Here is a 25,624-nt window from a genome sequence, read left to right on the forward strand (position 1 = left end):
ATGTTGAAACTTGCCTGCACACTTGCACTTCTGCTTGTTGGAACAGCGCCCCTGCTTGCTGATGACATGCCGATGAATGCCGACAGCATCAAATGGGGTCCCGCTCCTGCTGTCCTTCCGGCTGGCGCACAGTTCGCGGTTGTTGCGGGCGATCCGTCAAAAGACGGCATCTATGTGCTGCGGCTGAAGATGCCGGCAGGTTACAAAATTCCGGCGCACAACCACCCCACCTCGGAATATGTGACGGTGATTTCCGGCAATTTTCATATCGGAATGGGCGACAAGCTCGACGAGGCGAAGGGTATCGAACTGACGGCTGGCGGCTTCGGCGTTGCCCCGACGGGAATGAACCATTTCGCGTGGACGACAAGCGATACGATTGTCCAGGTTCACGGCGAGGGCCCCTTCGCCATCACCTACGTCAACCCGGCGGACGATCCGAGCAAGAAGTGACAATTCGTTTTTGATGCGCCAGGTTCGTATCCCGCTGTGGTGTTGGAATACCGCAGCACCAAAGCGCACAGGCAGCAGCCCGTGCCTCTGCGGAGGTGCGGGTTTTTCGTTTGCGGGATGTGCCGGACCAAAGCGGCGCGGGCACCTTCCGGCGCGCATTGATTCCGCGCGATCAGGCGAGGAAATCGGCCCGGTGCGGCGTGAAACTGTCGACCAGCCGTCCCGCCTCAAGTGCCTTGACGCCGTGCACCAGACCGGACGGGACGATGAAGCTGCCGCCGGCTTCCAAAATCTCGGTCCGGCCGTCGATGGTCACCTCGAAGCGGCCTTCGGCGACATAGCTTGCCTGGACATGCGGGTGCGAATGCAGCGCGCCGACGCCACCCTTGTCGAAGCCGAACTCGACCATCATCAATTCATCGGTGTGCAAGAGAACACGCCGGCGATTGCCGTCCGGCGTCGCCGTCCAGCCACCCTCGCCGGCATGCGCGAAAAACTCTGCTTGCGTCATCGTTCCATCCTCATGGCGCCAGACAGCCGGGCCCGCGCCAGCACATTTCAGAGTCGATAGGCTTTCTTGGCGAGCGTATAGGCCAGTTCCCGCGCCAGCTCATGCGCCTCGTCTTCGCGCAGCCTGTGCTCGGCGACGAGTTTGGCCAGGAAAGCGCAGTCGACGCGGCGCGGCACGTCGTGGCGGGCCGGAATCGACGGAAAGGCACGGGTGTCGTCGTTGAAGCCGACGGTGTTGTAGAAGCCGGCCGTTTCCGTGGTCATCTCGCGGAACCGGCGCATCCCTTCCGGGCTGTCGTGGAACCACCACGCCGGGCCGAGCCTCAGCGCCGGGTAGACGCCGGCCAGCGGCGCCAGTTCGCGCGCATAGCTGCTCTCGTCGAGCGTGAACAGGATGATCGTCAGGTCGCGCTCCAGCCCGACGCAGTCGAGCAGCGGCTTCAGCGCCGAGACATAGTCCGTCCTGGTCGGAATATCGAAACCCTTGTCCCGGCCGAATGTCTCGAAGATGGCGCGCGAGTGGTTGCGCTGGGAACCGGGATGAATCTGCAGGACGAGCCCGTCATCCCGGCTCATCTTTGCCATCTCGGTCAGCATCTGAGCGCGAAACAGCCGCTTCTCGCGCTCGTCGTCCGAACCATGGCGAACCCGATTGAACAGCTCTTCGGCCGCCGCATCCGAAAGATTGGCGGTCTCGGCCGTCGGATGACCGTGATCGGACGAGGTCGCGCCAAAGCTTTTGAAGAAGGCGCGCCGCTGGCGATGCGCATCGAGATAGCCGGCCCAGCCGCCGGTGTCGCAGCCGGTGATCTCGCCGAGCCGGTCGAGATTGGCTGAAAACCCTTCGAAGTCGGGATCGACGACGGCATCCGGCCGGTAGGCGGTGACGACCCTGCCCTGCCAACCGCTGTCGCGGATCATCTGGTGCCATTTGAGATCGTCGAGCGCGCCTTCCGTCGTCGCGATCACCTCGATGTTGAAGCGCTCGAACAAGGCGCGCGGGCGGAAATTCTCCCACTGCAGCAGCGTCGCGATGGCGTCGTAATGGCGGTCGGCCGTCGCGGCGTTCAACGGCTCCTCGATGTTGAACAGATGCGCCAGCACATGGTCGAACCAAAGCCTGGTCGGCGTGCCGCGGAAGAGAAAATAGTTTTCCGCAAAGCGCCGCCAGATCGCCCGGCCGTCGGTCTCCACCGGTGCGCCGTCCAGCGTCGCCACGCCGAGATCTTCCAGGCGCACGCCCTGGCTGAACAGCATGCGGAAGATGTAGTGATCCGGCACGATGAGCAGTTGCGCCGGATCGGGAAACGGCTCGTTGAGCGCATACCAGCGCGGATCGGTGTGGCCGTGCGGGCTGACGATCGGCAGATCCTTGACGCCGGCGTAGAGGTCGCGGGCAAGCGAGCGCGAACGCGCCTCGGATGGAAACAGCAGGTCCGGATCGGTCAGCGCGACCATGGGAAAAGCGGCTCCTTCCAGATTGGTTAATCGGTACGTTCGGCCAGAGACGATGTCAACGTAGCCTCCGAAACAGGCATCCTTGCGGCAGGCGGAAACAGGTGTTACGCCGCTTGTCATCCGCCGCGCCGGGATATTTCCATGCCACGCCGCCCAAACCCCTTAGCTCCTGCAATGCGATGACCAGCAGCCATCTGTCCGACACCACGCTACAACAGCTGCCCAAGGGGGTCGCAATCCCGGGATACGACCGCAGCAAGGTCGTCCCCGGCATCGTGCATCTCGGCGTCGGCGCCTTCCACCGCGCCCATCAGGCAGCCTATGTCGACGACTGCCTGGCGGCGGGGGAGATGGATTGGGGCATCGTCGGCGTTTCGCTGCGCAGCGTCGATACGCGCGACGCGCTGTCGCCACAGGACGGGCTCTACACGCTGGCAATCAGGAGCAGCGGCGAGGAGAAACTCCGCGTCATCGGCTCCATCGGCTCGATGCTGGTGGCGCCGGAAGACCCTGGCGCTGTGCTGGCCGCGCTGACCGATCCGCGCACCCGCATCGTGACGCTGACGATCACCGAAAAGGCTTATCTGAGGGCAGCGGGCGGCGGACTGGACACCGCTCACCCCGATGTCGTCCATGATCTGGCGAATCCGCAAATGCCGAAGACCGCGCATGGTTTTCTCGCCGAGGCGCTTGCCCGGCGGCGCGACGCCGGCACGCCGCCCTTCACCGTGCTTTGCTGCGACAACCTTCCGGCCAACGGCGCCACGCTGCACCGGCTGCTGACCGAATTCGCCGAATTGCGCGATGCCAGGCTCGGCACGAAGGGCGATGCCAGTCTCGCCAGCCACATCGCCGACCAGGTGGCGTTTCCGTCGAGCATGGTCGACCGCATCGTGCCGGCGACCACCGACGCCGACCGGGCAAGGATCGCCGTCGAACTCGGTGTCGAGGACGCCTGGCCGGTCATGACCGAACCGTTCTGCCAGTGGGTGATCGAGGACCGGTTCCCAGCGGGTCGGCCGGCCTGGGAACGGTTCGGCGTCACCATGGTCGAAGACGTCGGGCCGTTCGAGGACATGAAGCTCAGGCTGCTCAACGGCGCGCATTCGGGGATCGCCTATCTCGGCCTGCTCAGCGGCCACGCCACCGTCGACCGCGCCTTCGCCGATCCGGCGATACGCCAGTTTGTTGACGCATTATGGGCCGAAGCCATTCCGACGTTGCCCGAGGATGCCGGGCTCGATACATCAGCCTATACGGCCGAGCTCGCCGAGCGCTTTTCCAACACCGCGCTCGCCCACCGCACGGCCCAGATCGCCAATGACGGCAGCCAGAAGCTGCCACAGCGCATCGTCGCGTCGGCCATCGAGCGCCTCCATGCAAGCGCCGCGCCCAGGCATCTTATGCTGGTCGTGGCCGCCTGGATCGCGGCCTGCGAAGCGCGCGGCAAATCCTTGCCCGAGGCCCACTTCACCGATCCGCTCGACGTGCCGATGACAGCAATCTGTGGCAGCCGCCTGTCGGCCACCGAGACTGCCGCCGCGGTGTTCGATCTGGCCGGCTTTGCCAAGGGGGAGCCAGGGCGCGAAAGATTGATGGAGCTCACGGCCAACCATCTCGAACAGTTGCGCCGTGGCGGACCGGCAGCGGCCTTCGCCACATTGGGCAGCTAAACAAAAAGCGGGGCAAGCCCCGCTTTTTCAATCCGCGATCGCGATCCGGCTCAGGCCGGCAGGATGGCGCCTTCCAGCGTCGTGAGCTGGCTGAGGAACTGTTCCGCCTTGCTGCGGGCCTGGTCGTCCTTGGCGTCGGCGGCGTCTTCCTTGGCTTCCTGGATGCGGCGCGCGAGATCGGCACGATCGACATCCTTCACCGCGACAGCCGATTCCGCCAGCAGCGTGCAACCGGCCGGGACGATGTCGGCGAAACCGCCGAACACGACATAGCGCTCTTCCTGGCCCGCCGCGGTCTTCACCGTGACGACACCCGGCTTGATGGTGGTCATGACCGGCGCGTGATGCGCCATCACGGTCATCTCGCCTTCGGCGCCCGGAATGACGACGGACTCGACCTGCTCGGAAACCAGCAGGCGCTCCGGCGAAACCAGTTCGAATTTGAAAGCTTCAGCCATGATCAATCTAGCAAATAGGGAATAGCGAGTAGCGAGTAGTGAAGAAACTCGACCGACCCACTGCCCCCTATTTGCTACTCCCTATTCGCTATTCGCTTGATTAAGCCGCTTCGGCCGCCAGGCGCTGTGCCTTCTCGACCGCTTCCTCGATGCCGCCGACCATGTAGAAGGCAGCTTCCGGAAGGTGGTCGTAGTCGCCATTGCAGAGGCCCTTGAAGCCCTTGATGGTGTCGGCGAGGTCGACCAGCTTGCCCGGCGCGCCGGTGAACACTTCGGCGACGAAGAAGGGCTGCGACAGGAAGCGCTCGATCTTGCGCGCGCGCGCCACAGTCTGCTTGTCCTCTTCCGACAGCTCGTCCATGCCCAGGATGGCGATGATGTCCTGCAGCGACTTGTAGCGCTGGAGGATCGACTGCACCTGGCGCGCGACGCCATAGTGCTCGTCGCCGACGACCAGCGGGTCGAGCATGCGCGAGGTCGAATCCAGCGGATCGACTGCCGGGTAGATGCCCTTTTCGGCGATGGCGCGGTTCAGCGTCGTCGTCGCGTCAAGGTGGGCGAACGAGGTCGCCGGTGCCGGATCGGTCAAGTCGTCGGCCGGCACGTAGATGGCCTGCACCGAGGTGATCGAACCCTTGGTGGTGGTGGTGATGCGTTCCTGCAGCGCGCCCATGTCGGTGGCGAGCGTCGGCTGATAGCCCACGGCCGACGGGATACGGCCGAGCAGAGCCGACACTTCCGAACCTGCCTGCGTGAAGCGGAAGATGTTGTCGACGAAGAACAGCACGTCCTGGCCCTGGTCGCGGAAATATTCCGCAACCGTCAAGCCGGTCAGGCCGACGCGGGCGCGCGCGCCCGGCGGCTCGTTCATCTGGCCATAGACGAGTGCCGCCTTGGAGCCTTCGCCGCCGCCCTTCTTGTTGACGCCGGATTCGATGAACTCGTGATAGAGATCGTTGCCTTCGCGGGTGCGCTCGCCGACGCCGGCGAACACCGAGTAGCCGCCATGCGCCTTGGCGATGTTGTTGATCAGTTCCTGGATCAGCACGGTCTTGCCGACGCCGGCGCCGCCGAACAGGCCGATCTTGCCGCCCTTGGCGTAGGGCGCCAGCAGGTCGAGCACCTTGATGCCGGTGATCAGGATCTGGGCCTCCGTCGACTGCTCGACATAGCTCGGAGCCGGCTGATGGATGGAGCGCATTTCGATCGCGTCGACCGGGCCTTCTTCGTCGACCGGCTCGCCGATGACGTTGATGATGCGGCCGAGCATGCCCGGGCCGACCGGCACGGTGATCGGCGCGCCGGTGTCGCGCACTTCCTGGCCGCGCACCAGACCTTCGGTCGAGTCCATGGCGATGCAGCGCACGGTGTTTTCACCCAGATGCTGGGCAACTTCGAGCACCAGGCGGTTACCGACATTGGTGGTCTCGAGCGCGTTCAGGATCGCCGGCAGGTGATCGCCGAACTGCACGTCGACGACCGCGCCGATGACCTGGCGAACCTTGCCGACGACGCCGGTCGCCTTGGTGGCCACTGCCGATGTCCTGGCTGCGGCGGCCTTTGCGGGCGCTGCCGCCGTCTTTGCCGGAGATACCTTGGCCGGAGCCGCCTTGGCTGCCGCTGCCGGAGCCTTTGCCGCCTTCGCGGGGGCTGCGGTCTTCGCGGCCGCGGCCTTGGGGGCCGCTGTCTTGGGGGTCGCTGCTTTCGCCATCGTCTTTACCCTTTTTCGTCCTTTGTTTCTCACGCGATCCGGTCGCGGATCGATGACCCGCGAACCGCGCCTAGAGCGCCTCGGCGCCCGAAATGATTTCGATCAGTTCCTTGGTGATCTGCGCCTGCCGCTGACGGTTGTAGGTGATCGACAGCTTGTTGATCATCTCGCCGGCGTTGCGCGTCGCATTGTCCATGGCGCTCATCTTGGCGCCCATTTCGCCGGCCGCGTTTTCGAGCAGCGCCCGGAAAACCTGCACAGAGATGTTGCGCGGAATGAGGTCGGAGAGGATTTCGCCCGGCTCCGGTTCGTATTCGTAGACGGCGTTGCCACCATCCACCGCCTCTGCGGGAGCGGAGGCGAGACCGGCCGGAATGATCTGCTGCGTGGTCGGGATCTGGCTGATCACCGACTTGAACTGCGAATAGAACAGCGTGCAGATGTCGAAGCCGCCCTCGTTGAAGAGGTGGATGACCTTCTTGGCGATGGCGTCGGCGTTGACGAAGCCGAGCGTCTTGACTTCGCGCAGGTCGACGCGGTCGAGGATCATCGATGCATAGTCGCGGCGCAGGATATCGAAGCCCTTCTTGCCGACACAGATGATCTTGACCTGCTTGCCGTCGGCCAGCAGCTTGCGGATATGGTCGCGGGCAAGGCGGGCGATCTGCGAATTGAAGCCGCCGCACAGGCCGCGCTCGGCAGTGCAGACGACGAGCAGGTGCACGTCGTCCTTGCCGGTGCCGGTCATCAGCGCCGGGGCATCGCCGCCGCCGCCGACAGCCTGGGTGATGTTGGCCAGCACGGAACCCATGCGCTCCGAATAGGGGCGCGCCGCTTCCGCGGCCTCTTGCGCACGGCGCAGCTTCGCCGCGGCGACCATCTGCATCGCCTTGGTGATCTTCTGCGTCGCCTTGACCGAGGCGATACGGTTACGAAGGTCTTTTAGTGAAGGCATGCTTCAAACCTGATCCCGTCGTCCGGCTTCGTTCAAGCAAAGGTCTTGGCGAAGGCGTCGATTTCCGCCTTCAGCTTGGCGCGCAGATCGTCCGACAGCGCCTTTTCCTTGCGAATGGCATCGAGCACATCCTTGCCGGCCGCGCGCATGTGGCTGAGCAGGCCGTGCTCGAACTTGCCGACCTGGTTGACCGGCAGCTTGTCGAGATAGCCGTTGACGCCGGCGAAGATCACCGCGACCTGCTCTTCCGTCTTCAGCGGCGAGAACTGCGGCTGCTTCAGCAGCTCCGTCAGGCGCGACCCGCGGTTGAGCAGGCGCTGCGTGGCGGCGTCGAGATCCGAGCCGAACTGCGCGAAGGCCGCCATTTCGCGGTACTGCGCGAGCTCCCCCTTGATCGAGCCGGCGACCTGCTTCATCGCCTTGACCTGCGCGGCCGAGCCGACGCGGCTGACCGACAGACCGACGTTCACCGCAGGGCGGATACCCTGGAAGAACAGGTTGGTTTCGAGGAAGATCTGGCCGTCGGTGATCGAGATCACGTTGGTCGGGATGTAGGCCGACACGTCGTTGGCCTGCGTCTCGATGATCGGCAGCGCGGTCAGCGATCCACCGCCCAGATCGTCATTGAGCTTGGCGGCGCGCTCGAGCAGGCGAGAGTGCAGGTAGAAGACGTCGCCCGGATAGGCTTCGCGGCCCGGCGGGCGGCGCAGCAGCAGCGACATCTGGCGGTAAGCGACGGCCTGCTTCGACAGATCGTCGTAGCTGATCAGCGCGTGCATGCCGTTGTCACGGAAATATTCGCCCATGGTGCAGCCGGCGAACGGCGCCAGGAACTGCATCGGCGCCGGATCGGAAGCGGTGGCGGCGACGATGATTGAATATTCGAGCGCGCCGCGCTCTTCCAGCACCTTGACGAACTGCGCGACCGTCGAGCGCTTCTGGCCGACGGCGACGTAGACGCAGTAGAGCTTTTCCTTTTCGGGGCCGTTGTCGTGCACCGACTTCTGGTTGAGCATCGTGTCGAGGATGATGGCGGTCTTGCCGGTCTGACGGTCGCCGATGACCAGCTCACGCTGGCCGCGACCGACCGGGATCAGCGCATCGATGGCCTTGAGGCCGGTCGACATCGGCTCGTTCACCGACTTGCGCGGGATGATGCCGGGCGCCTTGACGTCGACGCGCTTGCGCTCGACTGCCTTGATCGGGCCCTTGCCGTCGATCGGGTTGCCGAGCGCGTCGACGACGCGGCCGAGCAGGCCGGGGCCGACGGGAACGTCGACGATGGCGCCGGTGCGCTTGACGATGTCGCCTTCCTTGATGTCACGGTCGGCACCGAAGATGACGACGCCGACATTGTCGGCTTCGAGGTTGAGCGCCATGCCGCGGATGCCGCCGGGGAATTCGACCATCTCGCCGGCCTGGACGTTGTCGAGGCCATAGACGCGGGCGATACCGTCACCGACGGACAGCACCTGTCCGACTTCGGAGACCTCGGCCTCCTTGCCGAAATTCTTGATCTGGTCTTTCAGAATTGCGGAAATTTCCGCGGCGCGGATGTCCATCAGCCGACCTCTTTCAGTGCAAGCTTGAGCGAATTGAGTTTGGTTTTGAGCGACGTATCGATCTGGCGCGAGCCCATCTTGACCACCAGCCCGCCGAGCAGCGACGGATCGACGGTAACGGAAATGGCCACGTCCTTGCCGGCAACGCCCTTCAGCGCCGCCTTGAGTTCGGTCTGCTGGGCGGCGGTCAGCTCATGAGCCGACGTCACTTCGGCAGCAGTCTCGCCACGATGTTCGGCGGCGATCTGGCGGAATGCCCTGATCATGCCGGGGATGGCGAACAGCCGGCGGTTCCTCGCGACGACGCGCAGGAAATTGCCGGTGAGTCCTGTGATCCTGGCCTTGTCGGCGATCGCCGCGATAGCCTTGGCCTGGTCCTCGCTGGAAAACACCGGGCTGTTGATCAGCCGGGTAAGATCCGCGCTGCCCGCGAGCATCGCCTCGAAACTGTTGAGGTCGGCCTCGACCTTGGCGACGGAATTTGCCTGCAGCGCGAGTTCGAACAGCGAACCCGCATAGCGTTCTGCGACACCTGAGATTGGCGATGACGATTGGGCCACGGACCGTCTTTTCTCTTGTCTGACAGGCCGCAGATTGTTGGCGCGAGCAAAAACTCTGGCTAAATCTTTGACCTTACTGCATTTTTTCGAGCACGGAGGCGCGGCTTCCGCTATCCCCGGCCGAAAGTCGATTGCCGTCTAGCACAGGCATTTTAAGACCGCAATGCGTCGTTCCGCATGGTTTTCAGGCACTATTGTCGCATCCGGCGAAAGTCACCCGTCTTGCGCCCCGGAATAGCCAACGATTCAAGGCACAAAGCCGAAGGCGAAGGCGAGCGGCAACGCCGCCAGCGCCAATTCCACCACAATGGAGACCCAGTTGAAAGGCGTGTTGGCGCCGTCCGACATCATCGACAGCAACCGGCCGAAGGCAGTGAACAGCCAGGAGAAGCCAAGCGTCATGTAGATCAGCGGCTGCGCCAGCAGGATGCAGCACAGGCCGACACCGAGATAGAAGCCCGACATTCTGCCGCGCCCTTCGGCGATCGCCGCCGCCTTCTCGGGCCTGACCTGCAGGCGCAGGACACGGAAGGCCAGGGCAGGCGCCAGAAAAAACAGAAGGCCGAGCAGCGCGGTGACGACAGCGCTCGACCAGGCCAGCCATTCGCCCTGGCTCATCGGCCATGGAAACGCAAAATCCATCTTGTCCCCTCGAAATGCCTGCTTTGAAATTCCGGGCATTCTAGCCAAGGCGCAGACATGCGCCAGATAGGCGTCGGCTATTTTCGAGCGGAAGCGCGTCAGCCCAGCGCGAACTCGACCGCCGCTTCGACATGGATGCGCGTCGTGTCGAAGACCGGAATGTCGAAGTCCTGCTGGCCGATAAGCATGGTGATCTCGGTGCAGCCCATGATGACGCTGTCGGCCGCCTCTTCGCGCCGCAGGCGTTCGGTCTCGGCAATATAGGCCGCCTTGGAGGCTTCGGCGACGATGCCCTGGCACAGTTCCTCGTAGATGACGCGATGGACCATGTCGCGCCCGGCCGCATCGGGCACGACGGGCCGCAGGCCATGTTTGTCGGCGAGGCGGCCCTTGTAGAAATCCTGCTCCATGGTGAAGCGCGTCGCCAGCAGCGCCGGGCGCTGCATGCCGGCGCGCTTGACCGCCACCGCTGTGGCATCGGCGATGTGGATCAGCGGGATGGATACGGACGCCTGCACCTGATCGGCCAGCCTGTGCATGGTGTTGGTGCACAGAAGCAGGCCTTCCGCGCCGCCCGCCTCGAGCTTGCGCGCCGCTTCGACGAGAAGCGCGCCGGCGCCGTCCCAGTCGCCGTGATGCTGCCGCTCGGCGATCTCGGCGAAGTCGAACGACCACAGCAGCAGTTTCGCCGAGTGCAAGCCGCCCAGGCGCTCGCGCACCATCTCGTTGAGCAGGCGGTAGTAGATGGCGGTCGATTCCCAACTCATGCCGCCGAGAAGGCCAAGGGTTTTCATGTGATCTTCCATCTCTCTCCGGCTTGCGGCCGAGTGCTGATATCGCGACCCTACAAAAAGCTCTGCGGGTCGATGTCGACCTGCACCCTGACCGAGCCGCGCTGCTTCGGGCCGTTGGCGAGCATGGCGCGGATGAAGCCTTGCATGTCGGCGCGGCGCTCACCCTGGATCAGCAGGCGGAAGCGATGACGGCCGCCGAGCAAGGACAGCGGTGCCTCCGCCGGGCCAAGCACGAACAGATCCTTTGCCTCGGGCGCGGCGCGGCGCAGGCCGCGCGCATGGCCCTCGGCTTCCGCTCGGGTCACCGCACTGACGATGACGCCGGCGAGCCGGCCGAAGGGCGGCAAGGCCGCCCGCTCGCGCTCGGCGATCTCGCGTTCGTAGAACGCCTCGGCATCGCCTGAGACGATCGCCCGCATCACCGGGTGGTCGGGCTGGAAGGTCTGCAGCAGGCCGAGGCTCTTCTTGCCGGTGCGGCCGGCGCGGCCGGTCACCTGGCTGAGCAGCTGGAAGGTACGCTCGGCGGCGCGCGGATCGCCATTGGCCAGGCCCAGATCGGCATCGACGACGCCGACCAGGGTCATGTTGGGGAAGTTGTGGCCCTTGGCGACGAGTTGCGTGCCGATGACGATGTCAGCCTCGCCATTGGCGATCGCCTCCAGCTCCAGCCGCAGCCGCCGCACGCCGCCCATCAGGTCGGACGACAGCACGATGGTGCGCGCGTCGGGGAAATGCGCGACGACCTCCTCGGCGATGCGCTCGACGCCCGGCCCGCAAGCCACCAGATGATCGAGCGTGCCGCATTCCGGGCAGGCCTCGGGACGGCGCTCATTGTGCCCGCAATGGTGGCAGACGAGCTGGCCGCGGAAGCGATGCTCGACCAGCCAGGCCGAGCACACCGGGCAGCCGAAGCGATGGCCGCAGACCCGGCACAGCGTCAGCGGCGCATAGCCGCGCCGGTTGAGGAACAGCAGCGACTGCTCCTTCTTCTCCAGCGTCTGACGCATATGGTCGAGCAGCACCGGAGACAGGAAGCCGCCACGCGCGGGCGGCGCGCGCCGCATGTCGATCGCCTTGAGGTGCGGCAGAGCCGCCTCGGCGAAGCGGGCGGCGAGCACGGCCCTGCTGTATCGACCCTGCTGGGCATTGACGCGGCTTTCGACCGATGGCGTCGCCGACGCCAGCACGACCGGAAAGCTGCCGATATGGCCGCGCACCACCGCCATGTCGCGCGCATTGTAGAAGACGCGGTCTTCCTGCTTGTAGGCAGGGTCGTGTTCCTCGTCGACGACGATCAGGCCAAGCTCCTTGAACGGCAGGAACAGCGCCGAACGCGCGCCGGCGACGACACGCACGCCGCCTTCCGCCACTTGCCGCCAGACCCGTTCCCGCATCCTCGGCGGCAGGTCGGAATGCCATTCGCCCGGCTTGGCGCCAAATCGCTGCTGGAAGCGTTCGAGAAAGGCATGCGTCAGCGCGATCTCCGGCAGCAGGATCAGCACCTGCTTGCCCTGGTCGAGCGCCGCCGCCACCGCCTCGAAATAAACCTCGGTCTTGCCCGAGCCGGTGACGCCGTCGAGCAGCGCGACATTGAACACGCCGGCTGCGACATTGGCGCGCAGCATCAGCGCCGCGTCACTCTGGTCCGGCATCAATTCCGGCACGGCATAGCCGGGATCGGGCGCGGCCACCACCGGTCGCGGCGGGATCATCACCGTCTCGAACACGCCTTGCGCCCTCAGGCCGTCGATCACCGTCGACGATACGCCGGCCGCATGGGCGAGACCCGACCGCGTCCACGCAAGACCGCCTTCGGCTGTCTCCAGCACGCGCGCTCTCGCCCCCGTCATCCGGTCGGGTGCGATGAGGGTGCGTTGCAGCCCCTCGATCCACGGTTCGGGATCGAAGGCCTCAGGCGCCCTGAGCAGCATGCGCGCCACCATGCCCGGCGGCGACAGCGTGTACTGCGCCACCCAGTCGACGAAACGGCGCATCGCGCGGCCGATCGGCGGGCAATCGAAGACCTGCTCGATGGGACGCAGCTTTCTTGCGTCGACCTTCTCGACGGCGCCATCCCAGACGATGCCGGCGACCTGGCGCGGGCCGAGCGGCACGCGCACGATCGAACCCGGCACCACACGCATGCCGGCCGGCACGGCGTAGGTGTAGGGGCGTTCGGCGGGCATCGGCACCAGCACCGGTGCGGCCGCGACAAAGGGCGAATCTTCGATCATGAGGCGTGACCTTGCCCCGACTTTGGTCTAGATCAAAGCGCAACGCTGAACGTGCCCTTGTCGGCACGACGAAATCGTCAGGAGACCGCCATGAAATTTTTTGTCGACACCGCCGACATCAAGGATATCCGTGAGCTGAACGATCTGGGACTGCTCGACGGCGTCACCACCAACCCTTCGCTGATCCTCAAATCGGGCGGCAAGATCGCCGACGTCACCAAGCAGATCTGCGATATCGTCGAAGGTCCGGTCTCGGCGGAAGTCGTGGCGACCGAGTACAAGGACATGATGGCGGAGGCCGAGGTGCTGGCCAAGATCGCGCCCAATGTCTGCATCAAGGTGCCGCTGACGCTCGACGGACTGAAGGCCTGCAAGACGATCCGCACGAAGATGAACCGCATGGTCAACGTCACGCTCTGCTTCTCGGCCAACCAGGCGCTGCTCGCCGCCAAGGCCGGCGCCTCCTTCATCTCGCCTTTCGTCGGCCGCGTTGACGACACCGGCTCGGACGGCATGGAGTTGATCCAGGAGATCCGGCAGATCTACGACAATTACGACTTCCAGACCGAGATCCTCGTTGCTTCGGTTCGCACCGTGAACCATGTCAAGCAGGCAGCCCTGATCGGCGCCGATGTTGTCACCGCCCCGCCGGCGACGCTGAAAGCGCTGGTCAAGCATCCGCTGACCGACAAGGGCCTCGAGCAGTTCCTGGCCGACTGGGCGAAGACCGGCCAGAAGATCGGCTGAAGCCAGGCGCCGCTTGAACAAAAAGGCCGGGCAACCGGCCTTTTTTATTGCGCTTCATAGGTCACATCGTCAAAGGACCCTGCCGCTCAATCGGTGCCGTCCTGGTCAGGCGCGCTCACCTGCTGGCGCCGGCCCATGATGATCTCGCGTTTGCCGACATGGTTGGGTGCGCCGACCAACCCTTCCTTTTCCATGCGCTCGACCAGGGATGCGGCGCGGTTGTAACCGATGCCGAGGCGGCGCTGGATGTAGGACGTCGAACACTTCTTGTCGCGCACCACCACCTTGACCGCCTCGTCGTAGATGGCATCGCTGTCTTCGGCTGCAACGGATCCCTTGTCGAAGACCGCGCCCTGGTCGTCCTCGGTTTCTTCCTCATCCTCGTCGGCTGTGACGGTTTCCAGATATTCAGGGCGGCCCTGCGCCTTCAGATGCGCCACGACATGCTCGACCTCCGCGTCGGAAACAAAGGGACCATGCACGCGGGAAATGCGCCCCCCACCCATCATGTGCAACATGTCGCCCTGGCCGAGCAGTTGTTCGGCGCCCTGCTCACCGAGGATGGTGCGGCTGTCAATCTTGGATGTCACCTGGAAGGAAATCCGGGTTGGGAAGTTCGCCTTGATCGTGCCCGTGATGACATCGACCGAGGGGCGTTGCGTTGCCATGATCAGGTGGATGCCGGCGGCGCGCGCCATCTGCGCCAGACGCTGGATGGCGCCTTCGATCTCCTTGCCGGCAACCATCATCAGGTCGGCCATCTCATCGACGATGACGACGATGTACGGCATCGGCGCAAGGTCGATTTCCTGCTGCTCGAAAAGCGGTTCGCCAGTGCCCTTTTCGAAGCCGGCCTGCACGGTCATGACAACCGTCTCGCCCTTGTCGCGGGCGGCGGCGGCGCGCTCGTTGTAGCCGTCGATGTTGCGCACACCGAGCCGCGCCATCTTGCGATACCGATCCTCCATCTCGCGCACCGCCCATTTGAGCGCGGTGACGGCTTTCTTGGGATCCGTGACGACGGGGGTCAGAAGATGCGGGATGCCGTCATAGACGGAGAGTTCGAGCATCTTTGGATCGACCATGATCAGCCGGCACTCTTCCGGCTTCAGCCGGTAAAGCAAGGACAGGATCATGGTGTTGATGGCAACCGACTTGCCGGAGCCGGTGGTGCCGGCGACGAGCAAATGGGGCATCTTCGCCAGCTCGGCGATGACCGGCTCGCCACCGATCGTCTTGCCGAGACAAAGCGCCAGTTTGCAGCTGGTCCTGCGAAAACCCTCCGATTCGATCAGCTCGCGGAAATAGACGGTTTCGCGCGTCTCGTTGGGAAGTTCGATGCCGATGACGTTGCGGCCGGGCACGACCGCGACGCGCGCCGAAATAGCAGACATGGAGCGGGCGATATCATCGGCAAGCCCGATGACACGGGAGGATTTGACGCCCGGCGCCGGTTCGAACTCATAGAGCGTGACGACCGGGCCCGGGCGAACATGGATGATCTCGCCGCGCACGCCGAAATCCTCGAGCACGCTTTCCAGGAGATCGGCGTTCTGCTCGAGCCGCTCCTGCGACATGTAGAAGCCTTGTCCCTCCGGCGGCTGCTGCAACAGCTCCTCCGAGGGGAGCTCGTACGCCCCGCCAGTCGTCGCTGGCACAATTTTCCCGGCCATGGGCAGTGGCGAAGATACGCGCGCGACCGGAACCGGCACGGTCTCTTCCGGAGCCGGCAAGGCTCGTACCGAAATGGCGTTGCTCGCAACGGCAGGAATTGCGACCGCCGCCGGCTGCACCGCGGCTTCGTTCGAATTGGCCGGGCGGACGTCCGGTAAGGCTGACGGGGCTTGCACGCCTGGCAGGCATTCAATGACACGGAACGACGAGGTGAGATCGGCCGTTGGCGTTGCACGAACGTCGACCCGTTCGGCAACCGGCGCGGCCGTGCGCCGAACCGGGACGGCGCGCGGCGCTGGTGACGGACCTTCGATCATGTAGGGCGCCATGACCTCGAAAAAGACGTGATCCGACAGATAGGGCCAGCGCACATTTTCGTGACCGGTCGTCTTGACCGCCGCCGTTCTCTGGGCAGGCGCCGCAGGTGCGGATGCGCGTGCCGTCGCGGCCATCCTCGGACCCACCGGCGCAGCCCGCGCGATTTCGCCGGCAGGCCTTGGCGGAACGGATGCCGTGGCCGTCGCCGGCGGTCTTTCACGCATCATGGCCCTGGCGCCGGCAGGCGGCCGGGCCGCGTCCAAAGCGGGGCTTTTCTTCGGCGCCGACAATGGCGAGGACGAGGCTGCGTGGGATGCCGCAGCCGCGGTGGATTGTGTGCTTTCCTGCCGCGCCGGCGGCGCCTGTGCTTCGCTTTGCTCGACGGCAATCTGGTCGGGCTGCGGACGGCGCGTGTTGGCTTCGTAATCTGGCGTGCGCGTGAACCGCACATTGGGCGCCAGGAAGAAATAGTCTTGCCAGGCGGGGCTTTCGTTGCCGCCGAGATCAACAAACCGCGGGGAATAGCCGGCCCTGGCTGCGCCAACCTGCCGGCCATCCACCTTGTCGCTCATGCCGTTGAAACGCTCACCTTCGGGATCATCGGGCGAAGCTGCATGCAATGAATTGACCCGAGGAAAACGCTTGGATTCCATTCTCAAGACTCACTCTGAAATGTCTGTTGAGCAATAGGGAGCGAGTGGTTAACAGTTGCTTCCCGTCGGCTCCGTCGGAGCGAGAGAGCCGCATCTTTTGCGGCGATGGCGGACGATCGGATTCGGGCCGCTGATCGTCGTCCACGATCAACCACTCATCCACATGCCTAGGGCTGGAAAGAGAGCCCAAGATCTGGCTCCTGGCCATCGCAAAGCGGCCCGAGCACCAAGATCGAGATAGCGTTTCCGTGAAACGAAGAGGGCGCTAGCCGGCTGTCTTGCCGTGCCTGACCAGATCCTGGGCGATGGACAGCTGCAGCGCTTCGGCCAGTTCGCGCGCGGCGCGATTCTCGGCGTCGATCTGCGCCCGGTACGAGGCGAATTCCTGACGCGGCCTGTCGAAGGACGAAGTGATCGAGCGCTTGCCGGATGCGATCGCCGCCCCGGTGTTCGCATCGTGCAGCAAGTAGCTGGCGGTCAGCGTCACGGAACCGGCGGTCGGCTCGTCCTGATCGGTTCCAACCTGGACAAGTGCCGAGGATTCGACGGCTTCGGTCACACTGAGATCAAGCGAATAGGCGGGCGAGGCTGGTTCGCCGGCGCCGCGTCCAAATCCGAAGATCAAATTGTTGCGCACCTGCTGGGCGTACCGCGTCTTGACCGGCTTGATGCCGATCGACGCCAACTCGGCATTGGCGCTGGCGTTCGAGCCCGCAGACAGCGGCGCGTTCGAATAGAGCGGCCGCACCGTGCAGGCCGAGACCAGCGCAAGCGAGCCGATCAGGCCGGCAAGCGCGATGTGGCGCAGCACACGGCTCACGTCTGTCTTCTCCGGATCAGGCAACGACATTGACGATCCTCTGCGGCACGATGATCACCTTGCGCGGTGCCTTACCTTCGAGCGCTTTCTGCACGAAGTCGAGAGCCAATACCGCTTTTTCGACCGCACCTTGGTCCGCGTCGCGGGCAATTGTCAAATCCCCCCGCTTCTTGCCGTTCACCTGGATCGGATAGGTGACTTCGTTGTCGACGACCAGCGCCGGATCGAAGACAGGCCATGGCCGTTCGGCGACCAGATCGGTGCCGCAGAGCGTTTCCCAGCACTCCTCGGCCAGGTGCGGCATGACCGGCGCGATGAGATGCACGAGGATCTCGACGGCCTCGCGGCAGGCGCCCTGCAGCGCCGGATCCGCCTTGCCTTCCGCCACCTCGTTGAGCGGCGCGGTCAGCGCGTTGGCCAGTTCGTAGATGCGGGCGATGGCGCGGTTGAAGGCGAGTTTTTCGATATCCTCGCCGACCGCCTTCAGGATCTTGTGCGCGGCCTTCGAGACGACTGCGGTCTCGCCGGCACCAGCCGCCGCGGGCTTGATGCCTGCCAGCGTTTCGGCAGCCATCGACACCAGGCGCCAGATGCGCTGGATGAAGCGATGCGCGCCGGCGGCGCCATCGTCGGTCCACTCGACGTCGCGCTCGGGCGGCGAATCCGACAGCATGAACCAGCGCGCGGTGTCGGCGCCGTAGCCGTCGGTGATGTCTTCCGGGCTCACCGTGTTCTTCTTCGACTTCGACATCTTCTCGAGCGGGCCGATGGTGACGGCCTCGCCGGTGGCGATGTCGAAGGCGCGGCGTTCGCCGTCGACGCCCTCCAGCCGCACCTCGGTTGGCGCCAGCCAGCGGCCGTTCGATGCCGAGCCGACGCGGTAGGTTTCGTGCACCACCATGCCTTGCGTGAACAGGCCCTTGAACGGCTCGGCCAGATCGACATGGCCTGTCTCGCGCATGGCGCGGGTGAAGAAGCGCGAATAGAGCAGGTGCAGGATCGCATGCTCGATGCCGCCAATATACTGGTCGACCGGCAGCCACTCGTTCGCCGCCTTGGGATCGGTCGGCTCATGCGCCCAGGGTGCCGTGAAGCGGGCGAAGTACCACGACGAATCGACGAACGTGTCCATCGTGTCGGTTTCGCGCCGCGCGTCCTTGCCGCATTGCGGGCATTTGACGTGCCGCCAGGTCGGGTGGCGGTCGAGCGGATTGCCGGGCCGGTCGAACTCGACATCGTCGGGCAGCCTGACCGGCAGGTCGGCCTTCGGCACCGGCACCACGCCGCAATCCTCGCAATGGATCATCGGGATCGGGCAGCCCCAGTAGCGCTGGCGCGAAATGCCCCAGTCGCGCAGGCGGAAATTCACCTTGCGCTCGGCCATCGGCCGGTTGCCGACGGTCTTCTGCTCCAGCAGCTTTGCGACCTCGTTGAACGCCTTCTCCGGCTTCATGCCGTCGAGGAAGCGTGAATTGATCATCACGCCGTCGTCGACATAGGCCTCCTCGGTGATCTGGAAGGTCTTCGCATCGGCACCTTCCGGCATCACCACCGGGATCACCGGCAGGCCGTATTTGTTGGCGAAATCGAGGTCGCGCTGGTCGCCGGACGGGCAGCCGAAGATGGCGCCGGTGCCGTATTCCATCAGCACGAAATTGGCGACATAGACCGGCAGCGTCCAGTTCTCGTCGAACGGATGGACGACGCGGATGCCGGTGTCGAAACCCTTCTTCTCGGCCGTCTCCAGCGCCGCCACCGAAGTGCCCATATGGCGGACTTCGTCGATGAACTTCGCCAGCGCCGGGTTGTTCTCGGCGGCTTTTTTGGCCAGCGGATGATCGGCGGCGACAGCCATGAAGGAGGCGCCGAAAATGGTGTCGGGCCTTGTCGTGTAGACTTCCAGCTCATGCTCGCCGGCGATCGAGGTGGCCAGCGGCCAACGGATCAGCAGGCCTTCCGAACGGCCGATCCAGTTCTGCTGCATCAGCTTCACTTTTTCGGGCCACTCGTCGAGGCCGTCGAGCGAATCCAGCAGGTCCTGCGCAAAGTCGGTGATCTTGAAGAACCACTGCGTCAGTTCGCGCTGTTCGACCAGCGCGCCCGAACGCCAGCCACGGCCGTCGATGACCTGCTCGTTGGCGAGCACGGTCATGTCCTCCGGGTCCCAGTTGACCTTGGAGGATTTGCGCGTCACCAGCCCCTTCTCGACGAAATCGAGGAACAGCATCTGCTGGCGGTGATAATAGTCGACGTCGCAGGTCGCGAATTCGCGCGCCCAATCCAGCGACAGGCCCATGACCTTGAGCTGCTCGCGCATGGTGGCGATGTTCTGATAGGTCCATTCCTTGGGATGGACCTTGTTCTGCATCGCCGCGTTCTCGGCCGGCATGCCGAAGGCGTCCCAGCCCATCGGGTGCAGCACGTTGAAACCCTTGGCCCGCTTGTAGCGCGCCACCACGTCGCCCATCGTGTAGTTGCGGGTGTGGCCGATGTGGATGCGCCCCGACGGATAGGGGAACATCTCCAGCACGTAGTATTTCGGACGCGGGTCGTCGTTGTTCGCCTCGAACAGCTTTTTGGCGTCCCAGGCCTTCTGCCATTTGGGCTCTGACGCGCGCGGATTGTATCGTTCGGTTGCCATCGGATGTTTTTCACTTAAAAGCAGGCACGGACCGCGGGCGACAGCTCGGCGGTTCAGGGAATGTGGTCCGGGTGTTCACCATGGTTTGGCAAACCCGTCAACCATATGGGCATCGCGTCGGGTAAAAACGCGGGTCAAAACAGCGGGATTTGCATATGGGCGACGCCGTTCAGCAGTTTTTCGCGGTCAAGGCGAAGATCGCCGCCGCCGAGCGCGAGGCTGGTCGCGAAGCCGGTGCGGTGACGCTGGTCGCGGTCTCCAAGACCTTCGATGCAGCCGACATAAGCCCCGTCATCGAGGCCGGCCAGCGCGTCTTCGGCGAGAATCGCGTGCAGGAGGCGCAAGGCAAGTGGCCGGCGCTGAAGCAGGCATTCCCGGATATCGAGTTGCACCTGATCGGCCCGCTGCAGTCGAACAAGGCGAAAGAAGCGGTGGCGCTGTTCGACGTCATCGAGACGGTCGATCGCGAGAAGATCGCCGCCGAACTCGCCAAGGAGATTACCCGGCAAGGCCGCGCGCCAGAACTCTACGTCCAGGTCAACACCGGCTCCGAGCCGCAAAAGGCCGGCATCGAGCCGCGCGACGCCGTCGCCTTCGTCGCCCGCTGCCGCGATATCCATGGCCTCGCCATCGAAGGCCTGATGTGCATCCCACCGGCCGACGAAAACCCTGGCCCCCACTTCGCCTTGCTGGAGAAGCTCGGCAAGGAAGCCGGCGTTGCGAAACTGTCGATGGGCATGTCGGGCGACTACGAGACGGCGATCGCCTTTGGCGCCACCAGTGTCAGGGTCGGTTCGGCGATTTTCGGCAGCCTGTAGTCCCGGCAAGTCTGCTTAGGCAGCAGGTCCAGGGCAACATTCCTTGTTGCCGACTAACCTATCCGCCTGCGTCTCACCCTTACCCATGCCAGCATCTTTGGGCCAACCCCAAGGCATTATTGCGCCAAAGGTTGAAACGAAACGTACCGTTCCTATTTGCTTTGTGCCATCTAAAATTTCTCCTGGAGCTTCACCATGCGTTACAACCAGCTTGGAAACACGGGGATGTTCGTCTCCGAACTCTGCCTCGGCACCATGACTTTCGGCGCCGCCGGCGAAAATGCCCAATGGGGCCTGATCGCCAGCCTCGACCAGAAGGGTGTCAACGAGATCATGGCCCGTTCGCTCGCCGCCGGGGTCAATTTCTTCGATACCGCCGATGTCTACTCCTTCGGCGAGTCCGAACGGCTGCTCGGCCAGTCGCTCAGGGATCTCGGCGTCGACAGACGGAACGTGGTCATCGCCACCAAGGTCCATGGCGCCATGGGCGAAGGCCCGAACCAGCGCGGCTCCTCGCGCGGCCACATCATGGATTCGGTCGACGCCAGCCTTGAACGGCTGCAGCTCGACCATATCGATCTCTATCAGCTGCACGGCACCGACACGGTGACGCCGATCGACGAGACGCTGCGGGCCCTGGACGACCTGGTTGCCAGCGGCAAGGTCCGCTATGTCGGCGTCTCCAACTGGGCGGCATGGCGCATCGCCAAGGCGCTCGGCATCGCCGACCGCAAGGGGTTCGCCCGCTTCGAGACCGTCCAGTCCTATTATTCGATCGCCGGCCGTGACCTCGAACGCGAGATCGTGCCGCTGCTCAACGAGGAAAAGCTCGGCCTGATGGTATGGTCGCCGATGGCCGGCGGCCTGCTGTCGGGCAAATACGGCCCCGGCGCGCCCGGTAATGGCGAGGGCCGTCGCGCCAGCTTCAACTTCCCGCCGGTCAACGAGGACCGTGCCTGGGCAGCCGTCGCGGTCATGCGCGAGATCGCCGCCAAGCATGGCGTCAGTGTCGCCACGGTTGCGCTCGGCTATGTCCTGGCCAAGCCTTTCGTGATGAGCGTCATCATCGGCGCCAGCCGCATGGAGCAACTCGAACAGAACCTTGCCGCGACTGAAGTGAAGCTCGACGCGGACGATCTCGCCAAGCTCGACGCGATCAGCGCCTTGCCAGCCGAATATCCCGGCTGGATGCTGGAGCGCCAGGCAGCGGGCCGGCGCCCGGCGCCGTTCACGCCGAAGGCATAGCGCCTGCCGATGATGACCATCCCGGGAGCCCGTCGGCTTCCGGGATGTCAGGTCAGCCGCGCGTTCTCGCCAAGAAAATCGAGAAAGGCACGCACTCGCGCCGGCAGGTGACGGCCCTGGCCGACATAGACGGCGTGGGTAACCTCCTCGTCGCCCGGATTGAACTCCTCCAGCAGCGGCACCAGCCGCCCGGTGGCGATGTCGGCCGCCACATGCCAGCGCGCCAGCCGGGAGATGCCGACCCCGGCCAACGTCATCAGCCGCATCGCTTCGCCGTCGCCGACAAGCGCATTGCCCGTGATGGGGATGATGACGGCAGCGCCGGCAGCGTCCACAAACGGCCACCCATCAATATGGCGGACAAAGCCGAAGCCCATGCGGTTGTGACGCTCCAGTTCGGCAAGTGTCCGCGGCGTGCCATGCGCCTCGAGGTATGAGGGCGCGGCAACGACCACCACCGGGCTTTGCCCGAGCTTGCGCGCCACCAGACGTGATTCGCCAAGCGGCCCGGCACGAATGGCGACATCGGCGCGTTCGGCCATCAGGTCGATGACACTGTCGGTCAGCACCAGATCGACCGAGATTTCCCTGTAGCGTTCGAGGAAGCGCGGCAGCAGCGGGATCAGCCGGTGCACGCCGAATGGCACGTAGGTGTTGACGCGCAGCCGCCCGCGCGGCGCCGCACCCGCCGCCGCCTCGCGCTCGGCCGCCGCCATGTCGGCAAGGATGCGCAGGCCACTTTCATAGAACGCCGTGCCTTCCGGCGTCAGCTGCAGGCGACGTGTCGAGCGGCTGACCAGCCGTGCGCCAAGCCTGGCCTCCAGCCGCGCGATCAGCTTGCTCACCGCCGATGGCGTCATGCGCAACGCGCGGGCCGCAGAGGAGAAACTACCTTCCTCGACGACGCGCACGAACACTTCTATCTCGCCGGAGCGGTTGATGTCGGATCTCGCCATCTGTGAATCTATTTCACAGAAAATGTGCCCATTGCAAGTCTGGTTCACAGTGCATGGCGGCACGATCTTCCGAGTCGGGGCGCGGGTTTGGACAAGGCGCTCTTCGTCGTCGAAGTGGAAACCGCCATGCCTCTAGCTCTCTACGCCCTCGCCGCCGGTGCCTTCGGCATCGGTGTCACCGAATTCGTCATCATGGGTCTGCTGCTTGATGTCAGCAAGGATCTCGGCGTTTCGATCTCCGCCGCCGGCCAGCTCATTTCGGGCTATGCGCTCGGCGTCGTCATCGGCGCGCCCTTGTTGACCATCGCCACCGGCAACTGGCCACGCAAGACGGTGCTTCTGGCGCTGATGGCGATCTTCACGCTTGGCAATCTCGCCTGTGCGCTGGCCCCCGACTACTGGACGCTGATGGGCGCCCGCGTCATCACCGCCTTTGCCCATGGCACCTTCTTCGGCGTCGGCTCTGTCGTCGCCACCGGACTGGTGGCTCCCAACAAGAAGGCCTCGGCGATCGCGCTGATGTTCACCGGCCTGACCATCGCCAACATCCTCGGCGTTCCCTTCGGCACCTGGCTCGGCCAGGCCTTTGGCTGGCGGGCGACCTTCTGGGCGGTCACCGTGGTCGGTCTGGCGGCCTTCGCCGTCATCTTGGCTCTGGTGCCGCGCAGCCAGACGGCGCCCGAGAAGAGCGACCTGCGCGCCGATCTCGCCGTGCTGCGCCGCACGCCCGTCCTGCTCGGCCTCGCCACCACCGTGCTAGGCTATGCCGGGGTGTTCGCCGTCTTCACCTACATCGCCCCGCTGCTGACTGAGATCAGCGGCTTCCAGGAAGCGGCCGTCTCGCCGATCCTGCTCGTCTTCGGCGGCGGTCTGATCGCCGGCAATCTCGCCGGCGGCAAGGTCGCCGATCGCTGGCTGGTGCCGGCCGTGCTGGGCAGTCTCGTGGTGCTGGCGCTGGTGCTGGCAACCATGAGCTTCGCCATCCACAGCCAGGTCATGGCCGTCATCTATGTCGGCCTGCTGGGTGCTGCCGCCTTCGCCACCGTGGCGCCACTGCAGATGTGGGTACTGGAAAAGGCGCAAGGTGCCGGCCAGAGCCTCGCCTCGTCCTTCAACATCGCCGCCTTCAATCTCGGCAACGCCGCCGGCGCCTGGCTTGGTGGCGCGGTCATCGCCCATGGCCTCGGCCTTGGTGCGCTCCCCTGGGTCGCCGCCCTGCTGCCGCTCACGGCGCTCGCCGTGGCAGGATTGGCACTGCGTCTCGATCGCCCTGCCACGCTCGGCACGCCTGCTTCCGTCCGGTCGTGACATCAGCCGGCAAAGCCAGACCGCTTTCGACATCCCTTCCTTCCACACCAGCAGGAGCAGAAAAATGGACTATCGACGTCTCGGCGCATCGGGCCTGAAAGTGCCGGCGCTGTCATTCGGCGCGGGAACTTTTGGCGGCTCCGGCCCGCTGTTCGGCGCCTGGGGCAACAGCGACGCCACGGAGGCGCGGCGGCTGATCGACATCTGCCTCGACGCCGGCGTCAACCTGTTCGACACCGCCGACGTCTATTCGAACGGCGCTTCGGAACAAGTGCTTGGCGAAGCCATCAAGGGCCGCCGCGATGCCGTGCTGATCTCGACCAAGACCTCTCTGCCGATGGGCGACGGGCCGGCCGACTACGGCTCGTCGCGTTCGCGGCTGATCAGATCGGTGGAAGACGCCCTGACGCGTCTCGGCACCGACTACATCGACCTCTTGCAGCTGCATGCCTTCGACGCCGGCACGCCGATCGAGGAGGTGCTGTCGACGCTGGACGAGCTCGTGCGCGCCGGCAAGCTGCGCTATGTCGGCGTCTCCAACTTTTCCGGCTGGCAAGTGATGAAGTCGCTTGGCCTGGCCGACAGGCACGGCTACCCGCGCTATGTCGCGCATCAGGTCTACTATTCGCTGGTCGGCCGCGACTATGAGTGGGAGCTGATGCCGCTTGGCCTCGACCAGGGCGTCGGCGCCCTGGTGTGGAGCCCGCTCGGCTGGGGCCGCCTGACCGGCAAGATCCGCCGTGGCCAACCTCTGCCGGAAAAGAGCCGGCTGCACGACACGGCAAGTTTCGGGCCGCCGGTCGGCGACGAGCATCTCTACCGCGTCATGGATGCCCTCGACGCGGTGGCCGAGGAGACCGGCAAGAGCGTGCCGCAGATCGCCATCAACTGGCTCCTGCAGCGCCCGACCGTGTCCTCGGTCATCATCGGCGCCCGCAACGAGGAGCAGCTGCGCCAGAACCTCGGCGCCGTCGGCTGGACATTGACGCCGCAGCAGATCAGGGAACTCGACGCGGCGAGCGAAGTCACCGCGCCCTACCCGTATTTCCCCTATCGCCGCCAGGAAGGTTTCGCCAGGCTTAACCCGCCGGCGGTCTGAGCGGAACAACCCTCAGATCAACAACAGTCGGCGGCTCTCAGGCCGCCGCTTTTTTCAATGCAGCACGAATTCGCCGTCGACCTTGCGCCATTCGTTCGGCGCGATCAGCTTCTGGTGCGTGTAGCTGACTGAATGCAGTGGCCCGTCGAGCCGGGCCTTCCAGAACTCAATGAACCGGATCAGCACCGGAAACTTCGGCGCCAGGTCGTAATCCTGCCAGATGAAGCTCTGCAGCAGATGCGGATGGTCGGGGAAATGATAAAGAATCTTGGCCGTGGTCAAGCCGTAGCCTTTGAGCATCAGGTCCATTTCGGAATGGTCGCGCATGGCGGTCC

General features: G+C 64.8%; 22 protein-coding genes. 7 read left to right on the forward strand and 15 right to left on the reverse strand.

Annotated features, from left to right (window positions below; all coding sequences use genetic code 11):
* Window positions 1-453 carry a cupin domain-containing protein gene (locus tag NR193_RS16625; RefSeq protein ID WP_256751870.1) on the forward strand — a complete coding sequence of 151 codons (453 nt, stop codon included), beginning with the start codon at window positions 1-3 and terminating at the stop codon, window positions 451-453.
* A gap of 172 nt (window positions 454-625) precedes the next feature.
* On the opposite strand, the gene NR193_RS16630 is transcribed toward NR193_RS16625, so the two are convergent.
* Window positions 626-964, reverse strand: a complete 339-nt coding sequence (locus tag NR193_RS16630; RefSeq protein ID WP_256751871.1) for a cupin domain-containing protein — start codon at window positions 962-964, stop codon at window positions 626-628.
* Between the two features lie 47 nt (window positions 965-1,011).
* The gene (uxaC, locus tag NR193_RS16635) at window positions 1,012-2,421 is read right to left on the reverse strand and encodes a glucuronate isomerase (protein ID WP_256751872.1); all 1,410 of its coding nucleotides are present in this window, start codon (window positions 2,419-2,421) and stop codon (window positions 1,012-1,014) included.
* 179 nt (window positions 2,422-2,600) lie between these two features.
* On the opposite strand from uxaC, the gene NR193_RS16640 reads away from it, so the two are divergent.
* On the forward strand, window positions 2,601-4,094 hold the full coding sequence (locus NR193_RS16640; protein ID WP_256751873.1) for a mannitol dehydrogenase family protein: 1,494 nt from the start codon (window positions 2,601-2,603) through the stop codon (window positions 4,092-4,094).
* 50 nt (window positions 4,095-4,144) lie between these two features.
* On the opposite strand, the gene NR193_RS16645 is transcribed toward NR193_RS16640, so the two are convergent.
* The 8 genes from NR193_RS16645 to NR193_RS16680 all read right to left on the reverse strand — a co-directional run bounded on the left by NR193_RS16645 (window position 4,145) and on the right by NR193_RS16680 (window position 13,010).
* Window positions 4,145-4,552, reverse strand: a complete 408-nt coding sequence (locus tag NR193_RS16645) for a F0F1 ATP synthase subunit epsilon (RefSeq protein WP_256751874.1) — start codon at window positions 4,550-4,552, stop codon at window positions 4,145-4,147.
* A gap of 100 nt (window positions 4,553-4,652) precedes the next feature.
* Window positions 4,653-6,263, reverse strand: coding sequence for a F0F1 ATP synthase subunit beta (gene atpD, locus NR193_RS16650; RefSeq protein WP_256751875.1), 1,611 nt, complete (start codon window positions 6,261-6,263; stop codon window positions 4,653-4,655).
* A 70-nt stretch (window positions 6,264-6,333) separates the two neighbouring features.
* On the reverse strand, window positions 6,334-7,218 hold the full coding sequence (locus NR193_RS16655; protein WP_256751876.1) for a F0F1 ATP synthase subunit gamma: 885 nt from the start codon (window positions 7,216-7,218) through the stop codon (window positions 6,334-6,336).
* 32 nt (window positions 7,219-7,250) lie between these two features.
* Window positions 7,251-8,780, reverse strand: a complete 1,530-nt coding sequence (gene atpA / locus NR193_RS16660) for a F0F1 ATP synthase subunit alpha (protein ID WP_256751877.1) — start codon at window positions 8,778-8,780, stop codon at window positions 7,251-7,253.
* Window positions 8,780-9,340 (reverse strand): F0F1 ATP synthase subunit delta, encoded by a 561-nt coding sequence (locus NR193_RS16665; protein WP_256751878.1) that lies wholly within the window; start codon window positions 9,338-9,340, stop codon window positions 8,780-8,782. The genes atpA and NR193_RS16665 overlap by 1 nt, the downstream gene beginning before the upstream one ends.
* Before the next feature lie 246 nt (window positions 9,341-9,586).
* The gene (locus NR193_RS16670; protein WP_256751879.1) at window positions 9,587-9,982 is read right to left on the reverse strand and encodes a DUF4345 family protein; all 396 of its coding nucleotides are present in this window, start codon (window positions 9,980-9,982) and stop codon (window positions 9,587-9,589) included.
* 98 nt (window positions 9,983-10,080) lie between these two features.
* Window positions 10,081-10,776 (reverse strand): aspartate/glutamate racemase family protein, encoded by a 696-nt coding sequence (locus tag NR193_RS16675; RefSeq protein WP_256751880.1) that lies wholly within the window; start codon window positions 10,774-10,776, stop codon window positions 10,081-10,083.
* Window positions 10,777-10,826: 50 nt separating this feature from the next.
* Window positions 10,827-13,010: a primosomal protein N' gene (locus tag NR193_RS16680; RefSeq protein ID WP_256751881.1), complete on the reverse strand. Its 2,184-nt coding sequence runs from the start codon at window positions 13,008-13,010 to the stop codon at window positions 10,827-10,829.
* 90 nt (window positions 13,011-13,100) lie between these two features.
* Between NR193_RS16680 and fsa the strand changes: the two genes are divergently transcribed.
* On the forward strand, window positions 13,101-13,757 hold the full coding sequence (fsa, locus tag NR193_RS16685; RefSeq protein WP_256751882.1) for a fructose-6-phosphate aldolase: 657 nt from the start codon (window positions 13,101-13,103) through the stop codon (window positions 13,755-13,757).
* A gap of 86 nt (window positions 13,758-13,843) precedes the next feature.
* Here fsa and NR193_RS16690 read toward each other — a convergent pair whose 3' ends face one another.
* From NR193_RS16690 to leuS, 3 genes are all read right to left on the reverse strand, one after another.
* Window positions 13,844-16,402, reverse strand: a complete 2,559-nt coding sequence (locus NR193_RS16690) for a DNA translocase FtsK (protein WP_256751883.1) — start codon at window positions 16,400-16,402, stop codon at window positions 13,844-13,846.
* Between the two features lie 265 nt (window positions 16,403-16,667).
* The gene (locus NR193_RS16695; RefSeq protein ID WP_256751884.1) at window positions 16,668-17,252 is read right to left on the reverse strand and encodes an LPS assembly lipoprotein LptE; all 585 of its coding nucleotides are present in this window, start codon (window positions 17,250-17,252) and stop codon (window positions 16,668-16,670) included.
* Window positions 17,239-19,863, reverse strand: coding sequence for a leucine--tRNA ligase (gene leuS / locus NR193_RS16700; protein ID WP_256751885.1), 2,625 nt, complete (start codon window positions 19,861-19,863; stop codon window positions 17,239-17,241). Before leuS ends, NR193_RS16695 begins: the two co-directional genes overlap by 14 nt.
* A gap of 155 nt (window positions 19,864-20,018) precedes the next feature.
* Between leuS and NR193_RS16705 the strand changes: the two genes are divergently transcribed.
* Both NR193_RS16705 and NR193_RS16710 read left to right on the forward strand, forming a co-directional pair.
* The gene (locus NR193_RS16705) at window positions 20,019-20,681 is read left to right on the forward strand and encodes a YggS family pyridoxal phosphate-dependent enzyme (protein ID WP_256751886.1); all 663 of its coding nucleotides are present in this window, start codon (window positions 20,019-20,021) and stop codon (window positions 20,679-20,681) included.
* 195 nt (window positions 20,682-20,876) lie between these two features.
* Window positions 20,877-21,926, forward strand: a complete 1,050-nt coding sequence (locus NR193_RS16710; protein ID WP_256751887.1) for an aldo/keto reductase — start codon at window positions 20,877-20,879, stop codon at window positions 21,924-21,926.
* A gap of 47 nt (window positions 21,927-21,973) precedes the next feature.
* Here the strand turns inward: NR193_RS16710 and NR193_RS16715 are convergent, their stop codons facing one another.
* Window positions 21,974-22,882 carry a LysR family transcriptional regulator gene (locus NR193_RS16715; RefSeq protein WP_256751888.1) on the reverse strand — a complete coding sequence of 303 codons (909 nt, stop codon included), beginning with the start codon at window positions 22,880-22,882 and terminating at the stop codon, window positions 21,974-21,976.
* A 126-nt stretch (window positions 22,883-23,008) separates the two neighbouring features.
* On the opposite strand from NR193_RS16715, the gene NR193_RS16720 reads away from it, so the two are divergent.
* Both NR193_RS16720 and NR193_RS16725 read left to right on the forward strand, forming a co-directional pair.
* Window positions 23,009-24,190, forward strand: coding sequence for an MFS transporter (locus tag NR193_RS16720; RefSeq protein ID WP_256751889.1), 1,182 nt, complete (start codon window positions 23,009-23,011; stop codon window positions 24,188-24,190).
* Between the two features lie 64 nt (window positions 24,191-24,254).
* Window positions 24,255-25,289 carry an aldo/keto reductase gene (locus tag NR193_RS16725; RefSeq protein WP_256751890.1) on the forward strand — a complete coding sequence of 345 codons (1,035 nt, stop codon included), beginning with the start codon at window positions 24,255-24,257 and terminating at the stop codon, window positions 25,287-25,289.
* A 54-nt stretch (window positions 25,290-25,343) separates the two neighbouring features.
* Here NR193_RS16725 and NR193_RS16730 read toward each other — a convergent pair whose 3' ends face one another.
* Window positions 25,344-25,616 (reverse strand): usg protein, encoded by a 273-nt coding sequence (locus tag NR193_RS16730; protein WP_091576148.1) that lies wholly within the window; start codon window positions 25,614-25,616, stop codon window positions 25,344-25,346.
* Window positions 25,617-25,624 lie beyond the last annotated feature (8 nt).

The sequence above is a fragment of the Mesorhizobium sp. Mes31 genome (genome assembly GCF_024519675.1).
In the GTDB taxonomy this organism is placed as follows: Bacteria; Pseudomonadota; Alphaproteobacteria; order Rhizobiales; family Rhizobiaceae; genus Mesorhizobium.

Coding starts and splice junctions, on each gene's coding strand:
- NR193_RS16625 (WP_256751870.1), top strand. CDS start 1: ATGTTGAAACTTGCCTGCACACTTGCACTTCTGCTTGTTGGAACAGCG.
- NR193_RS16630 (WP_256751871.1), bottom strand. CDS start 964: ATGACGCAAGCAGAGTTTTTCGCGCATGCCGGCGAGGGTGGCTGGACG.
- uxaC (WP_256751872.1), bottom strand. CDS start 2,421: ATGGTCGCGCTGACCGATCCGGACCTGCTGTTTCCATCCGAGGCGCGT.
- NR193_RS16640 (WP_256751873.1), top strand. CDS start 2,601: ATGACCAGCAGCCATCTGTCCGACACCACGCTACAACAGCTGCCCAAG.
- NR193_RS16645 (WP_256751874.1), bottom strand. CDS start 4,552: ATGGCTGAAGCTTTCAAATTCGAACTGGTTTCGCCGGAGCGCCTGCTG.
- atpD (WP_256751875.1), bottom strand. CDS start 6,263: ATGGCGAAAGCAGCGACCCCCAAGACAGCGGCCCCCAAGGCCGCGGCC.
- NR193_RS16655 (WP_256751876.1), bottom strand. CDS start 7,218: ATGCCTTCACTAAAAGACCTTCGTAACCGTATCGCCTCGGTCAAGGCG.
- atpA (WP_256751877.1), bottom strand. CDS start 8,780: ATGGACATCCGCGCCGCGGAAATTTCCGCAATTCTGAAAGACCAGATC.
- NR193_RS16670 (WP_256751879.1), bottom strand. CDS start 9,982: ATGGATTTTGCGTTTCCATGGCCGATGAGCCAGGGCGAATGGCTGGCC.
- NR193_RS16675 (WP_256751880.1), bottom strand. CDS start 10,776: ATGAAAACCCTTGGCCTTCTCGGCGGCATGAGTTGGGAATCGACCGCC.
- NR193_RS16680 (WP_256751881.1), bottom strand. CDS start 13,010: ATGATCGAAGATTCGCCCTTTGTCGCGGCCGCACCGGTGCTGGTGCCG.
- fsa (WP_256751882.1), top strand. CDS start 13,101: ATGAAATTTTTTGTCGACACCGCCGACATCAAGGATATCCGTGAGCTG.
- NR193_RS16690 (WP_256751883.1), bottom strand. CDS start 16,402: ATGGAATCCAAGCGTTTTCCTCGGGTCAATTCATTGCATGCAGCTTCG.
- NR193_RS16695 (WP_256751884.1), bottom strand. CDS start 17,252: ATGTCGTTGCCTGATCCGGAGAAGACAGACGTGAGCCGTGTGCTGCGC.
- leuS (WP_256751885.1), bottom strand. CDS start 19,863: ATGGCAACCGAACGATACAATCCGCGCGCGTCAGAGCCCAAATGGCAG.
- NR193_RS16705 (WP_256751886.1), top strand. CDS start 20,019: ATGGGCGACGCCGTTCAGCAGTTTTTCGCGGTCAAGGCGAAGATCGCC.
- NR193_RS16710 (WP_256751887.1), top strand. CDS start 20,877: ATGCGTTACAACCAGCTTGGAAACACGGGGATGTTCGTCTCCGAACTC.
- NR193_RS16715 (WP_256751888.1), bottom strand. CDS start 22,882: ATGGCGAGATCCGACATCAACCGCTCCGGCGAGATAGAAGTGTTCGTG.
- NR193_RS16720 (WP_256751889.1), top strand. CDS start 23,009: ATGCCTCTAGCTCTCTACGCCCTCGCCGCCGGTGCCTTCGGCATCGGT.
- NR193_RS16725 (WP_256751890.1), top strand. CDS start 24,255: ATGGACTATCGACGTCTCGGCGCATCGGGCCTGAAAGTGCCGGCGCTG.
- NR193_RS16730 (WP_091576148.1), bottom strand. CDS start 25,616: ATGCGCGACCATTCCGAAATGGACCTGATGCTCAAAGGCTACGGCTTG.